General features: G+C 49.6%; 12 protein-coding genes and 1 other annotated feature. Of the genes, 6 read left to right on the top strand and 6 right to left on the bottom strand.

All coding sequences use genetic code 11. The features are described 5' to 3' along the window. Positions 1–26 precede the first annotated feature (26 nt). The 5 genes from AUC31_RS13030 to AUC31_RS13010 all read right to left on the bottom strand — a co-directional run bounded on the left by AUC31_RS13030 (position 27) and on the right by AUC31_RS13010 (position 5,713). Positions 27–902, bottom strand: a complete 876-nt coding sequence (locus tag AUC31_RS13030) for an SDR family oxidoreductase (protein WP_058382775.1) — start codon at positions 900–902, stop codon at positions 27–29. Between the two features lie 143 nt (positions 903–1,045). Then, entirely contained in the window at positions 1,046–1,684 is a 639-nt protein-coding gene (locus tag AUC31_RS13025) for a superoxide dismutase family protein (protein WP_058382776.1), read from the bottom strand. Positions 1,685–1,754: 70 nt separating this feature from the next. Further along, on the bottom strand, positions 1,755–4,370 hold the full coding sequence (locus AUC31_RS13020; RefSeq protein WP_058382777.1) for a YfhO family protein: 2,616 nt from the start codon (positions 4,368–4,370) through the stop codon (positions 1,755–1,757). A gap of 19 nt (positions 4,371–4,389) precedes the next feature. After that, the gene (locus AUC31_RS13015) at positions 4,390–4,785 is read right to left on the bottom strand and encodes a GtrA family protein (protein ID WP_058383781.1); all 396 of its coding nucleotides are present in this window, start codon (positions 4,783–4,785) and stop codon (positions 4,390–4,392) included. After that, entirely contained in the window at positions 4,775–5,713 is a 939-nt protein-coding gene (locus tag AUC31_RS13010) for a glycosyltransferase family 2 protein (protein ID WP_058382778.1), read from the bottom strand. Before AUC31_RS13010 ends, AUC31_RS13015 begins: the two co-directional genes overlap by 11 nt. A gap of 338 nt (positions 5,714–6,051) precedes the next feature. Continuing rightward, positions 6,052–6,276 (top strand) — a binding site (T-box leader). Positions 6,277–6,357: 81 nt separating this feature from the next. Here AUC31_RS13010 and AUC31_RS13000 point away from each other — a divergent pair. Both AUC31_RS13000 and serA read left to right on the top strand, forming a co-directional pair. Then, complete coding sequence (locus AUC31_RS13000) at positions 6,358–7,515, top strand: pyridoxal-phosphate-dependent aminotransferase family protein (protein WP_058382780.1); 1,158 nt, start codon at positions 6,358–6,360, stop codon at positions 7,513–7,515. Next, on the top strand, positions 7,515–9,101 hold the full coding sequence (gene serA / locus AUC31_RS12995) for a phosphoglycerate dehydrogenase (protein ID WP_058382781.1): 1,587 nt from the start codon (positions 7,515–7,517) through the stop codon (positions 9,099–9,101). The genes AUC31_RS13000 and serA overlap by 1 nt, the downstream gene beginning before the upstream one ends. A 53-nt stretch (positions 9,102–9,154) precedes the next feature. Here the strand turns inward: serA and AUC31_RS12990 are convergent, their stop codons facing one another. Further along, positions 9,155–9,955, bottom strand: coding sequence for an HAD family hydrolase (locus AUC31_RS12990; RefSeq protein WP_058382782.1), 801 nt, complete (start codon positions 9,953–9,955; stop codon positions 9,155–9,157). Positions 9,956–10,179: 224 nt separating this feature from the next. On the opposite strand from AUC31_RS12990, the gene AUC31_RS12985 reads away from it, so the two are divergent. From AUC31_RS12985 to AUC31_RS12970, 4 genes are all read left to right on the top strand, one after another. Then, positions 10,180–11,277: a nitric oxide synthase oxygenase gene (locus AUC31_RS12985; protein ID WP_058382783.1), complete on the top strand. Its 1,098-nt coding sequence runs from the start codon at positions 10,180–10,182 to the stop codon at positions 11,275–11,277. 199 nt (positions 11,278–11,476) lie between these two features. Then, positions 11,477–12,193: a YebC/PmpR family DNA-binding transcriptional regulator gene (locus AUC31_RS12980; protein ID WP_058382784.1), complete on the top strand. Its 717-nt coding sequence runs from the start codon at positions 11,477–11,479 to the stop codon at positions 12,191–12,193. A gap of 219 nt (positions 12,194–12,412) precedes the next feature. Next, positions 12,413–14,002: a class I adenylate-forming enzyme family protein gene (locus AUC31_RS12975; RefSeq protein WP_237150611.1), complete on the top strand. Its 1,590-nt coding sequence runs from the start codon at positions 12,413–12,415 to the stop codon at positions 14,000–14,002. Beyond that, on the top strand, positions 13,995–15,221 hold the full coding sequence (locus AUC31_RS12970; RefSeq protein ID WP_058382785.1) for an acyl-CoA dehydrogenase family protein: 1,227 nt from the start codon (positions 13,995–13,997) through the stop codon (positions 15,219–15,221). The genes AUC31_RS12975 and AUC31_RS12970 overlap by 8 nt, the downstream gene beginning before the upstream one ends. Positions 15,222–15,223 lie beyond the last annotated feature (2 nt).

The raw sequence follows: 15,223 nt of genomic DNA, 5'->3' as shown, positions 1-15,223 counted from the left end.
GGCCGGCTTGTTGTTTAACTGGAATATTATGAAGTGATGAAGTCTCCGCCGTTTACATGGATTGCCTGGCCTGTCACATATGTGGAATCGGTGGAGGCGAGATAAACGTATGCCGGGGCGAGTTCAGCCGGCTGTCCGCGCCGTTCTAACGGCGTGTCTTCGCCTTGCTTGCCGGATTTTTCAGCGTCGAATGTGGCAGGGATCAACGGCGTCCAAATCGGGCCTGGTGCGACTGAATTGACACGGATGCCCTGTTCGCTGACATTCGCAGCCAATGAACGCGTGAAACTGGTGATGGCTCCTTTAGTGGATGAATAATCAATGAGTGCCGGCGAGCCGCGATAAGCCGTCACGGATGATGTATTGATGATGCTGTCTCCTTTAGAGAGATGGGGCAAGGCGGCTTGGGATAGATAAAACATGCTGTAAATATTCGTCTCAAAGGTTTCATGTAATTGTTCCGGGCTGATGTCGAGGAAATCCTCTGTCGGGAATTGCTTGCCCGCATTATTGACGAGAACGTTCAATTGCCCGAATTCGGCAATGACATCGACAACTAATTGGTGGCAGTTTTCCACTTGACTCACGTCCGTGGCAAATTTCTGCGCTTCTGCACCGTAAGCTTTTACGGCTTCAATGGTTTTATCCGCATCTTCGTGTTCATCCAAGTAAGCAATCGCAATGTGCGCGCCTTCCTTGGCATAAGCGATCGCAACGGCGCGGCCGATTCCGCTGTCGCCTCCTGTGATCAATGCGACTTTTCCTTCCAGCTTGCCTGCTCCCTTATAATTCTCGTCATCGTATATCGGTTGTGGGGACATTTCGCTTTCTACCCCTGGCTGGTGGTCTTGTTCCTGCGGGTCGATTTGATCATGGATTTTTTCGTATTTATCTTTTGACATGTAAGCGTCCTCCTCGATCTGAATATATGGTAGTTATTCCCGTTCCGATTCCGGCTAAACGCGAAGAAAACCTTTATCCTTACACGGGTTTTTGTTGGACAATAAAAAACCAGCCCGAGAAGATTCCCTGGCTGGTTTAGTGTTTAGTTTTCGGCTGTTACTACGCCGCAAGCGACGCGTTCACCGGAATCACCGGAAGGATCGGTTTGGCCGTCATCTTCTGAAGCGTGGATGACGAGCGCTGTGCCGCCTTCTTTCAACAATGAATTATCTTCCCCGATTTGCAAAGTGACCTCTTCGGCTGTCAGTTCGTCCGTTGACGTGCCATCATCGGCAACTTCGATATTCGGAAGGTCGCCGGCATGAGGACCCTCGGGATTATCAATTCCGTGGCTTGCGCCGGTCGGGTTGAAATGCCCGCCTGCTGATTCAAAATCAGGCGCTTCGCACATTCCTTCTTCATGGAAATGGATGCCGTGCATGCCAGGCTCCAATCCTTCCACATTCAATGTGACCATGACCCCGTTATCCTCTTGTGTCAATTCAGCAGTACCGGTAGCATCACCGTCTGCATTCAGGAATTCAACCGTCAGCAATTGAACATCAGCATCACCTTCTGATTCGCCTCCTGACCCATCCTGTGGCTCACCTTCTTGTTCTTCCACTTCCTCCTCTTGCGGTTCGGCTCCATCCGTTTCCGTTGGAGGTTCTGTTGTGTCGTCACCGCATGCCGCCAGCAGCAATAAAAGGCCTAAAAGCATAAGCATCAACCATGATCTCATCGTATTTACTCCCTCCTCCTAAAAATTGTTATTACCATACCTTACACATGTAGGAGGGGAGCTAAACCCGTCAATTCGTCATGGTGTCTTTTGGCTTATATTCACGGGCTTCGCTGCTTTTTCGCCGGCGCAGCCAAAACAGGCCGATGACGAGCGATAATATACTGATGAACAGGGAAGGCAAAAAGAATGGCGGGCGATAACGGAGCTCAATTTTGTTCATTCCGTCCTCGAGCGGAACGGCTAAAAACGCATAATTGGCTTTTAGTACATCAACCGGTTCATCATTGATGGTCGCCTGCCAACCTCTTTCGTAAGGAATCGATAAATTGAGGTAAGGGGCACCGTCTTGATTATCGTAAGTGACATCAACTTGGCTGCCGTCAATTTTCAAATTGGTCGTGCGGTCTGCCAAAGCATTTTGCTCTCTTAAAAGGGCATAAGGTTCTTTCACAATTTCAATATCCGTCAGTTTATATGTTCCTTCAGGCATGCGGATTTTGATTTTTTGAGCAGCCTCGACACGGATTGTCAAATCGTCGACGAAGGTCTTGTAAATCGACTGATTGGACTTGCGTGTCGTCTGATATTCATTGATTTCGAGCGGGAAGCCCTGGTCTGCTGCTGTATTTTCCAGATGGAAAGAGATATACAAATCGCCTTCTTCCGGAGCTTCATCGAGCAGCAAATCAATTCCGCCGGTTTCCTCGGAAATATCAAGCACGCCGTCTTCATAATTCGCGCCCATTTCTTCGATTTCGTACTCAGCTTCTCCCGGGAAGCGGTCGGGAAGCGGTTCGGTTTCAGCCGTTTCATCCAAAACGATTCCACTGAGCATGGCGTGTTCACGCAGCAACGGCGGCTCATCCGCTAGCTGGGACTCTTGATAGACCTGGAAAGCCGGCCGTGCGAAAGGCAGTGGGTAGCGATTTTGATAAGCGATGAAATTATCGGTAGCGGCAAATTTGCGGAAACCGTATGGCACATTCGGATCGTCCCGTTCCCGTATCGCATAATTGCCTTGCAAGAGACTGTGGAGATTGCTGCGGTTGCCGAGTGTCGCATAGCGGCTGACGCTTTCCCGCTGCATGTCGATCTCCAAATCGTATAAATAGAAGTACAGCAAGTTTTTGTTCAAGATGCTGGAATAGGCGCTGAGCCCTTGGAAGCCTTGGACGATCGGCGTATTGTTGCGGACGCCTTCCATCCAGTCGATGCGGTACATTTCGCTCGTTTCGCGTCCTTGGATTTCGTCGATCAACGCACGAACTTCCGCGTTGTCGTAATCTTCTCCGGTAATTAAAGCCTCATCGACATCCGCGATATCGGCGTTATCCAGCAATTTTTCGATTTGGTAGACATTGGCGGTTGCCAACACCAAAGCCAGCAGCACAGCAGCCAGCAGCGGTTTTTGCGATCGCTGCCGAATGGCCGTAGCTGCCAAAGCGGCTGCCAAGGTCAGTACGAGACCGGCCAGTGCCAAGCGGGGATACAGCGTGGTGAATTCAAGTGCTTCATCCCGCCAAGCGAACCATCCATAAAGAAGAGCAGTCAAAATCGCAGCCGGGGCAACATCTTTCAAGCGCAGCTTATGAAAATGATCCAAGCCGCTGGCAATGGCGCCTGCAGCCACAAATGACATAAAGTATTCCCAGCGGTGCTGGGGTGCAGAAAACCCGTTGAAAATACTGCCAACCATCGGACTGTGATACAAGACGATCGTCAGGATGCCGATCAATGCAAAAAGACGGAAACGCTGAAGCTTATACAGCGCTGGAATGAAGAGGAATAGCATGAACATGGCCGGCAATAAGATATAACGGCTCATGAAAAGGAGATTCTCCGTTTCCTCGAACCACAGAATGTCCTGCTGGAACGCTGGTCGATGGTTGTTCAAGAACGCATAGACAGAAGGGATAAACGACACCATGGACATGCCCGCGCCGATCAACCCGGCAATCAAGAACAATGCAATGGCCTTTTTCCATTTCGTTTCCGTTTTTTCAAGCGGGATGAACAAGCGGAATAAAATATAGATGCCTGCCAAGAGGAAGTTAATATAAGCGAAATAGAAATTGTCAATCATCGAAATCGCGATCGCAAACATAAACCAGCCCGGCTTTTGTTCGCGGAAGATTTTTTCCGTGCCGAAAATCAGCAAGGGCAGCCAGATGAACGCATCCGCAAAAAACTCCCAAAAAGCCGCGTGGCGGAAGTACATTCCCGAGATGCCATAGATGCTTGCCCCGACTAATGCCGATAAGCGTGAAATGCGCATATAGCGGAACAATGTATAAGTGACGATCAGTACGATCGTCAACCGGGCGATGCTGATGAACACGGAAGCATTGGCCCAAAACAGGACATCCGGATCACCAATCAATTGGAGGGAGTCGAGTAAATAGACAATCACGAGTGTCGAGATATACACGAAAGACGTGGAAAAATAATACGACAGCTCGCTGAAAATACCAGCCCCAAGCCCAAAATCAAAGGAATAGAAGAATTCGCCTTGCGTATAGTGGTCATAAAGCAATTGCTTGAACGGCATCATCTGGGCGAGGCCGTCATTGGGTCCGGCCATGAACTGGTTTTGGGTCCATTGAAACAGAAAGACGCCATGGCCGATGATGGCCATGGCTAAAAATGCAACTGTCAGTAGAAGATAGGGACGAAAAGAACGCATAATGCCACCGTCTTTGTGATTATTTGGATTGCGCCGGCGCTTTCAGGATTTTTCCCGAAACGACAAAGGTCACGGGAATGGTGAAAATCACTGCAGCAAAGGGCGCGATATTGCTGTTGATATGAAGGAATTCCACGAATATGAAGATCAGGAATGTGGAAACTGACATGTTCACGACTTGTGTCAGCGGAAAATACAAATACTTCTTCAATGTCGGTTTTACGCGATACGTTACGTAAGTGTTCAAGAAAAACGAAATGTTTAAGCTGATCAAGAATCCGATAATATGGGATAGCATATAGGCCCAATCGAGCATGTTATGCAAAAACAGGTAGATGGAGTAATAGCTGAGCGTGTTGACGACCCCAACAAAAACAAAGCGGGTAAACTCCGTATTCAGGCGCCTAAGATTCATCGTATTCATCCACATTGCTCATGTCGACCAAGAAATGGGGCCGCTGCTTCGTCTCGTTATAGATGCGCCCGACATATTCGCCGATGACGCCAAGGCTTATCAATTGAATGCCGCCAAGCAGCAAGATCGCCGTGATGGTCGTGAAATAACCAGGCGCGATGACGCCCCGTACCATGATTTGATAAAACGTAAAAGCGATATAGAGCAAGGACAGGAACAATACGAGAAATCCCGTGTAAAAACAGATGCGCAAGGGTTTCATATTGAATGAAATGATGCCGTCGATGCCATAATTGACGAGGCTTGCGAAGGACCATTTGGAATCGCCTTCTGCGCGCACGACGTTTTCATAGCTGATGGTTTTCTTGCTGAGGCCGATCCAAGAGTAGATGCCTTTGGAAAAGCGGTTGCTCTCGCTAAGCGACAAGATGGAATTGATGGCTTTGCGGCTCAGCAAACGGAAATCGCCTTCGCCATCTTCGAAGCTGACATCGGTTACGGAATTGACCACTTTATAGTATAGGGAAGACAATGCGCTGCGCAGTTTCGAATCTCCTTTGCGAGAACGTTTGGCGACGACTTGATGGAAGCCTTCTTCGTAGCCTTGGATCATTTCGCAGATGAGCGTGGGCGGGTGCTGCATATCGCTATCCATCAGGATGGCAGCGTCTCCTTTGATTCGTTTCATCCCTGCAAACATAGCGGACTCCTTCCCGAAATTACGGGACAGAGAAATATATTTTACGGTTTCGTGTTCGTTGGCGAGTTTGAGTATTTCATCTAAAGTTCCGTCACTGCTGCCGTCATTGATAAACATGATTTCATACAGATAAGGAAGCGGCTCAAGTTCTTGCACCAAAGTCTTGTACATCGAAGCGATGTTCGCTTCTTCGTTGAAAGCTGGCACAATAATAGAGATCAGCTTCATAATGGTGTTCTCCTTTCAATGGGCATTCAAAATCTTCCCTGAAAATCCATTTACCCATTTTTCAGGGCATTACTCCTGGAAAATGCAACAAGTGAAAAGGGAAGCTCTATCCATTATACGCAAAATAAAGCCCACTGGCATGTGCGGGCCATCACAGCTGAATTATCTCAGAATGCGGAATTCTCTGAAAGGATGGGCAGGCAATGAAATTATTTTTTTGGCACCGATGCCTATAGTGGAACCAGCATTGGAAACGCTTGCAAAGAAATCTTAATATTTTTTATATATTGACAATAGTTTTTTCCGTATATATGATGGACTCAATTCACTTATATCGATTAACTATTGCGACGGAGATAGGCCATGTGCAGAGGAATCCAAAGAGAGCTGATGGGTGGTGCGAATCAGCGGTTCCGGCATTTGGCAGCACTCCCGAATAGATGTGCCGAAACTATAGTAGGCCCATCCGCTTCATGCCCGTTACGCATGATATTAATGAGGCTGCCTGCAAATTGGGCAGTGAATTAGGGTGGTACCGCGACTAGAGACTCTTCGCCCCTTGCATCTTGGATGTGGGGCGTAGAGTCTTTTTTTGTATACAAATTTCCAGAATCAATTTTTTCAAATCGAAAGGGGACATTATCATGCTGACAGACCAACAAATTTTGCGAATTCCAGGACCGACACCGATTCCGCCAAGTGTAGGGCGTGCCATGGCACAACCGATGATCGGGCATCGCGGGGAAAGCACGTATTCATTGATCAGAGATATCCGCCCGAAATTGAAAAAAGTATTTGGCACAAAAGAAGAAGTGATGATTTTGACAGGCAGCGGAACTTCCGCGCTGGAAAGTGCAGTCGTCAATACGGTGGCGCCAGGCGAAGAAGTAATGGTACTGGTCACCGGTGCCTTCGGCGAGCGTTTCGCTAAAATCTGCCAAGCCTACGGAATCACGACACATGTGTTCAACGTGGAATGGGGACAAGCGGTGGATCCGGAAGCCGTGAAAAACTTCCTTGGGGAGCATCCGGACATTCGCGTCATTTTCTCTACGTTCTGTGAAACCTCAACTGGCGTCCTGAACCCGATCAAAGAACTTGCCGAGACGGTAAAACAAGTATCGGACGCGCTGATCGTCGTTGACGGTGTTTCATGCGTAGCGGGTACAGAGACGGAAATGGACAAACGGGGCATCGATGTTGTCATCACCGGTTCCCAAAAAGCGTTCATGCTGCCGGCGGGTCTCGCATTCATCGCAGCGAGCAAACGGGCATGGAAAAAAATCGAAGCCAATCCGCAGCCGCGCTTTTATTTGGATTTGAAAAAGCACCGCGACAATATCGAAAAAGACACGACGCCGTTTACACCGGCCATCTCCATTCTTTACGGCTTGCAGCAAGTGCTGAATTTATTGGAGGAAGAAGGGCTGGAGAACGTTTACCGCCGGCACCGCTTGATGCGCGATATGACACGCGCGGCATTCAAAGCGCTGAACGTCCGTTTGCTGACAAGCGATGAGGATGCATCGCCGACCGTTACCGCTGTGTATCCGGAAAATTTTGACGCAGAAAAGTTCCGTAAAGTGCTGAAAGAAGAGTTTGCCATTGAATTTGCGGGCGGCCAGCAGCATCTCGCGAAGAGCATCTTCCGCATAGGGCATATGGGTTATTGCTCTCCAGCGGAAGTGCTGCAGGCGCTTGCCGCATCGGAAGTCGTCTTGAAAAAGCTTGGACAAGACATCACGCTTGGCGCAGGCATCGCAGCCGCGCAGCAAGTCTTTTTAGAAGGGAAGGATAAATAATGACATTTCATGTGTTGATCAGTGACCCTCTATCAGAAGAAGGCGTATATCCACTGCGCCACGCCGACGGAATCAACATTGTCATGGAGACGAATTTGTCTGAAGCTGAACTTGCCGAACGCATCGACGGGTTCGATGCATTGCTCGTCCGCAGCCAGACGCAAGTGACGCGAGAACTTATCGAAAAAGCATCCAATTTGAAAATTATCGGCCGCGCAGGCGTCGGGGTCGATAATATCGATTTGGAAGCGGCAACCGAGCACGGTATCATTGTCGTCAATGCACCGGACGGCAATACCAACTCGGCCGCCGAACATACGATGGCGATGCTCATGGGAATGGCACGCAAAATTCCACAAGCCTATAATTCCCTCAAGCAAGGCAAATGGGACCGCAAAGCCTATGTCGGCGTCGAATTGAAAAACAAAACGCTCGGCGTTGTCGGCTTCGGGCGGATTGGCCAAGAAGTGGCGGCGCGTGCTAAAGGCCAACGGATGAACATTATCGCCTACGATCCATTTTTGACTGCTGAAAAAGCGGAAAAACTCGGCGTCGATTTCGGTTCGGTGGAAGATGTCTTGAAAGCGGCTGACTTTGTCACAGTTCACACACCGCTACTCAAAGAAACCAAGCATTTGATCAATGCGGAAGCTTTTAAAGTGATGAAAGACGGCGTGCAGATCATCAACTGCGCACGCGGCGGCATCATCGACGAAAGTGCCTTGTATGATGCGGTGAAGTCCGGCAAAGTGGCAGGGGCTGCACTTGATGTCTTCGAACAAGAGCCGATGGTCGATTTCCGCTTGCTGGAATTGCCGGAGATCATCGCGACGCCTCACCTCGGGGCGAGCACATTCGAAGCGCAGGAAAGCGTCGCAGTCGATGTCAGCCAAGATGTTGTCAGCTTCGTCAAATACGGAACGGTCCGCAATTCGGTGAACTTGCCGTCTGTGCCGAAAGAAATCATGAAACGCATCGAGCCATATTTCGATTTGGCAGAACGCATCGGTACGTTCCTCACTGATTTGACAGGTGAAACGGCTGATGAAGTGAATGTCTATTATTCAGGCGAACTCGCTAACCTGGAAGTCGGCCCCTTGACGCGCAATATGCTCAAAGGGATGCTTAAACGCCATCTCGGCAAGCACGTCAATGACGTCAACGCGATGTATATCGCCAACCAAAAAGGCATTCATGTCAACGAACACAAGTCGACCGAATCCCGCGGCTTTACCAATCTCATTACTGTCGAAGTGAAAACGCAGAGCGGCACAAGGAAAGCATCCGGTACGCTTTTAAACGGGCAAGGTGCACGCATCGTCAAAGTGGACGATTACATCGTCGACTTCCTGCCGAACGGCCACCTGTTGTTCATCCGCCATAATGACCGTCCAGGCGTCATCGGCCGTGTCGGTACATTGCTCGGGGCAGAAGACATCAATATCGCGACGATGCAGGTAGGACGATCGAATGCCGGCGGCGATGCCATCATGATGTTGTCGATCGACAAGCATGCCGATCCGGAAGATTTGGAAGAATTGAAGAAACTCGAAGAAATCGAAAGCGTTACGGCGATCGATCTGTAAAAATAAAGCGCCCGCCCCGATTGTCAAGAGACCAATCGGGGCGGGCGCTTTTCTTATTTAGATACAGTTTTCAATTGCTCGAGCAAAGGCAGTAGCTCTCGAAGGTTCTTAATTTCGTGAGTGGCAACTACCGTTTCATGAGGCATCTTGTTTTCACGGTTCAACCAGACTGACGGAATGCCGGCACGCTCAGCGCCGAGAATATCGGTCAACGGGTTGTCGCCGACCATCAATACGTCTTCCGGGGCATAGCCGAACTTTGACAAAGCGTGTTCAAAGATGGAAGCGTCGGGCTTGCCGCGCCCGAATGCGCCGGAGATGACGATGTGGTCGAAATACGGCGTAATTTCCGGTGTGATGTCGAGCTTGATCTGCTGCAGGCTTGGCGATCCATTGGTCAACAGCAATAAATCGAAACGGGCTTTCAATTGATCGAGCACTTCCAAACTGTCTTCGTAAAGTATCGGGTTGCGTTTTCTCGCTTCCGGAAAATACGCGGCGAGTTGTTTTCCTAAGGCAGGATCGTCAATGCCGAGACGTCTCAGTCCAAGTGTCCAAGCCTCGTCTTGATAGCCTGGCGCAACTTCTTTAAGTTTCTGGAAATCGTCTCCCGAATCATCGAAGCGCCCCCACAGCCCTTCAAACGGGTTGATGCCGATCATTTGCGTAAAGGCATGTGTCGAATAGCCCGCGTACAGCTTGCGGGCTTCTTCCCGCACCGCCTGTTCCAAACCACTGCAATCGGCACCTGTTTGTTTCGCTGCCCATTCGCATGTTTCACGGAACGCTTCTTTCACGCTTTGCTGATCCCATAATAAAGTGTCGTCCAAATCAAAGAAAATCGCTTTCACCATATCGAACCACTCCCTTGCTATTTTATTATGTATCAATTAGATGAATCTTATAAAAGAGTGGAAAGCGTCCGCCTGAAGCGACTGCATCCCTCTCTTTTAATTTTCAAAATACTTAATTCACTTTTTATAGTGTACTAAAGCGCAGTTGAAAATCAAAGAGTTGTCACAAATCTGACGACCGTGTGCCACTTCCGGTGGTACGATGTACGGAAAGGAGTGAAACTATGGAAAAGCTTGCACAACGCCCTCTGTTATTGGAAGAGGCAGCTCATTTCATTGAAACTTGCTATTTGGAACTGGGAAAAGGCGAACAGGAAATCCGTAGCCGTGTAGCGGAGATTGAACAGGAAATCGAGTCTACGGGCAGCTATTTACATACAATGGAAGAATTGCAGCATGGGGCGCGCATGGCGTGGCGTAATAACAATCGCTGCATCGGGCGTTTGTTTTGGCGGACTTTGGAAATTTTTGATGAACGCGAAGCGGAAACGGAAGAACAAGTATTTTCGGCCATCGTCCGCCATTTGCGCTTTGCATTCAACGGAGGGCAAATCCGCCCGGCCATTACGATTTTCAAGCAGTCAGACCAAAGCGGGATGCGCATCTGGAACCATCAATTGTTGCGTTATGCCGGGTATGAACGGGACGGCCGGATCATCGGCGACTCTTCGTCTCTTGCATTTACCAAACAATGCGAGGCACTGGGATGGAAAGGTGTGGGCAGCGGGTTCGACCTATTGCCGGTGGTGATCGGCGAAGCCGGCAAGCAGCCCAAATGGTTCGAACTGCCGACCGACGCCAAACCTGAAGTGGCGATCGGGCATCCTGACTGGCCAGCTATGGCGGAGCTCGGACTGAAATGGTATGCAGTACCGCTCATCTCCGATATGAAGCTTGAAATCGGGGGCATTGAATATTGCATGGCGCCTTTCAATGGCTGGTATATGGGAACGGAAGTTGGCGCACGCAATTTAGCGGACGAAGATCGCTATGACCTGTTGCCTGCAATGGCGGAAATCATGGGACTCAACACGAGTTCACAGCGGACACTATGGAAAGACAAAGCGCTCGTCGAATTGAACGTGGCAGTGCTTGAATCATTTGCGGAGGCGGGCGTGACCATCGTCGATCACCATACCGCCGCCAAGCAGTTCAAGAATTTCGAGAAAATCGAAGAACGGGAAGGGCGCCAAGTCACGGGCAATTGGGCGTGGCTGATCCCGCCGATGTCGCCGGCAACTACGCACATTTTCCATAAGCCTTATAAAAACGACGTTGTCAAACCGAATTATTTTTACCAGCAAACGCCTTATGGGGAATGAAAATTCAATCGCTTTGACTGTCCCGCTGGAGCTATTCACAGCTGGCAGAGCTAAAGCGATTTTTAGTATGGGTAAAGAAAATAAGCGGATGGAAGACGGTTTTTTTAAGGCTGAAGGTCGATAGAGTGGAAGGTATTGTATTATAATAGAATGAAATGATGTTCTTCATCGTAAGAAATTTGAGAAAGAAGGAATAACAATGGGACGCAAATGGAATAATATTAAAGAGAAAAAAGCTTCCAAAGATGCCAACACAAGCCGAATCTATGCAAAATTCGGCCGTGAAATATATGTAGCCGCCAAGCAAGGCGAACCGGACCCGGAGTCGAATCAGGCATTGAAAGTCGTGCTCGAGCGTGCCAAAACCTATAACGTGCCAAGAGCCATCATCGACCGCGCTGTCGAAAAAGCAAAAGGCGGATCGGAAGAAAACTACGACGAGCTGCGCTACGAAGGATTCGGACCGAACGGCTCGATGGTCATTGTCGATACCTTGACCAATAACGTCAACCGCACCGCTTCCGACGTGCGCGCAGCATTTGGCAAAAACGGCGGCAATATGGGCGTCAGCGGATCGGTAGCCTATATGTTCGACCATACGGCAGTTATCGGCGTAGAAGGCAAGTCGGCAGACGAAGCGCTGGAGTTGTTGATGGAAGCGGATATTGACGTGCGCGACATCCTCGAAGAAGAAGGCACGGTCATCGTCTATGCAGAACCGGATCAGTTCCACCTCGTGCAAGAAGCGTTCAAAGCGGACGGCGTCACCGACTTCACGGTCGCTGAATTGACGATGCTGCCGCAGAATGAATTGCCGCTGTCAGAAGAAGACCAGGCGCAATTCGAAAAGATGGTCGATGCCATCGAAGACCTCGAAGACGTCCAGCAGGTCTATCACAACGTCGACTTGGTATAAAAAATTCCATAAACCAGTCAACTTCTGTCCAACAATGGGCAGAAGTTTTTTTGCGATAATGAATAAAAAGAATATTTAAAATAATTTAAAAATTAACTTGTAATTCAAAATATTAAAACGTATACTTTTTTTGAATCAACGTTTAATAAATGACCGGAAAGTTTATTTTTTTCAGACAAGATGTAAGGGTTTACATTTTCTTTAAAAGGAGGCTTTCGTTTGGCAGCTATTGAAACGATGGAACTTTTTGGGCGGGCGGAAGTGAAGGTGTTTGCACAGCGCCCTTCGACAATCGGCCAATTGCTTACAGATACTGTGGCGCGCTACGCAGAAAAACCAGCAGTCGTCACGGAACAACAGACTTTAAGCTACCTGGAGCTTGACGGGCAATCGACCACGCTTGCCGCCAACCTTCAACAGCGCGGCATCCAAGTGGGCGACCGGGTGGGTGCGGTCATCGGGAATTGCGCTGAATTTCCAGTCGTCGTCTTCGCGTGTGCCAAGGCTGGGGCGATCATGGTACCGATCAATGTCAAACTGCAAGTCGAAGAACTGCAATACATTGTCGGGCATTCCAAGCCGAAGCTCTTGATTGTAGAAGCGGAATATGCGGAGAAAGTGAAAGAAGCCACTCGAAACAGCGGGCTGCAGGAGACGGAACAACCTGAAATCTTTATCATCGGGGGCGAAAATTCTTACAGCCACCTGCTCGATGAGTCGGCTGCATTTAAACAAGTGGACATCGGTGAACAGGACGGTGCGTTCATCCTCTATACATCAGGGACGACCGGCCGGCCTAAAGGCGCGGTGCTGGCGCATATCAATGCGGTGCACAGCGTGATGAATTACAAACGCCGTTTTGAGACCGATGATTCGATGAAAACGCTAGTCGCTGTCCCGATGTTCCATGTGACAGGGCTGGTCGGGCAGCTGCTTCACATGTTTTATGTTGGCGGTACTGCCTACAGCATGAAGCGCTATCAAAATGAACACTATATCCAGCTGATCTTGAAACACGAAATCAATTTTTTGTTCAATGTGCCAACCATTTTCATCATGATGTCGACGAGCGAAGAATTCCAGCAGCATTCGTTCGGATTTGTGAAGAAAGTGGCGTTCGGCGGTTCCCCGATTTATCAGCAGACTTTTCAAATGCTGAAAAAAGCGTTCCCCAATGCACAGCTCCACAATGCGTACGGAGCGACGGAAACGACATCGCCCGCCACGTTGATGCCAGTGAGTTATCCCGAGTCGAAAGTGACATCGGTCGGCTTGCCGGTCGAAGTCGCAGATATCAAAATCGTCGACCCGGAAGGACGCACCGTGCCGAACGGGGAATCCGGCGAATTGTATATCAAAGGGCCGATGATCATCAAGGAATACTGGGATAACCCCGCTGCCAACCAGTCGAGCTTCACCGACGGCTACTGGCATTCAGGCGACCTCGGCATTATGGATGACGACGGCTATGTCTATATCCGCGACCGTAAAAAAGACATGATCAACCGCGGCGGCGAGAAAATTTTCTCCATCGAAGTGGAAGATGCGCTGAAAAGCCATCCGGATGTCGTCGAGGCCGCTGTCATCGGAGAACCGGATCCGGTGTTCGGAGAGAAAGTGAAAGCATTTGTCGTCGGACCGAAACTTGATCCAGACGATTTCACGGAGTTGCAGGCGCATTGCAGAAAGACGCTCGCGAAATTCAAGGTGCCGGAACAGTTTGTGCTATTGGAAAGCCTGCCGCGCAATGCGTCAGGAAAGATCTTAAAAAACACATTAAAAGAAACAGGGGGTCGATCAAATGCTTAAGGAATTATCGCCAAAAGCGGAACAATTACGCCAGGAACTGCTGAAATTCATGGATGACTTTGTCTATCCAGCTGAACAGACAGTAAAAGAATACAAGGAAACAGCCAGCGACCGCTGGACCATCCCGCCGATCATCGAAGAACTGAAGCAAAAAGCGAAAGCGCAGGGCTTGTGGAATTTATTCCTCGACCATCCAGAATACGGAGCAGGATTATCGAATTACGAGTATTCCCATTTATGTGAAATAATGGGCCGGTCGCTTATCGCGCCAGAAATCTTCAACTGCAACGCACCGGATACCGGCAATATGGAAGTATTCGTAAAATACGGTACGGACGAGCAGAAAAAGCAATGGCTCGAGCCTTTATTGAATGGTGAAATCCGCTCGTGCTTTTCCATGACCGAGCCAGATGTCGCTTCATCCGATGCCACCAATATCCAAAGCAGCATCGTCCGTGACGGCGATGAATACGTCATCAATGCGAGGAAATGGTGGACCACAGGTGCCATGGACCCGCGCTGCAGCATCGCGATCGTCATGGGGAAAACCGACCCGGATGCCGAAAAGCACAAACAGCAGTCGATGATCCTTGTGCCGTTCGATACACCGGGCGTCAAAATCGTCCGCCCACTCACCGTATTCGGCTATGACGATGCGCCGCAAGGACATGCTGAAGTGCATTACGACAATGTCCGCGTACCGGTGAGCAATATGCTGCTCGGTGAAGGAAGAGGATTCGAAATCGCGCAAGGACGCCTCGGGCCAGGACGCATCCATCACTGCATGCGTGCAATCGGCGCTGCCGAACGCGCGCTTGAACTTCTGTGCAGACGGGCAGAAAGCCGCGTCGCCTTCGGTTCGACACTAGCGGAAAAAGATGTCATCAAGGAAATCATCGCCGAAAGCCGCCTCGAAATCGAACAGGTTCGGCTGTTGACCTTGAACGCTGCGCACAAAATCGATGAACACGGTGCGAAAGCTGCGCGCAAAGAAATCGCCATGATCAAGATTGCCACCCCGCGAGTATCGATCAATGTTATCGACCGGGCGATGCAAGTATTCGGCGGCGCCGGACTGACAGAGGATTTCCCGCTCGCGGAACATTACGCAAACGCACGCACGCTGCGTCTTGTCGACGGGCCGGATCAAGTCCATTTGCGCGATGTCGGGCGCCTAGAACTACGTGAACAATTGAAAGCGAATGAAGCACGTCAATAATA

Source organism: Planococcus rifietoensis, assembly GCF_001465795.2.
Classification (GTDB): domain Bacteria; phylum Bacillota; class Bacilli; order Bacillales_A; family Planococcaceae; genus Planococcus; species Planococcus rifietoensis.
The sequence above is the reverse complement of the archived record's forward strand: the minus strand, read 5'-3'. Positions and strand labels throughout refer to the sequence as shown.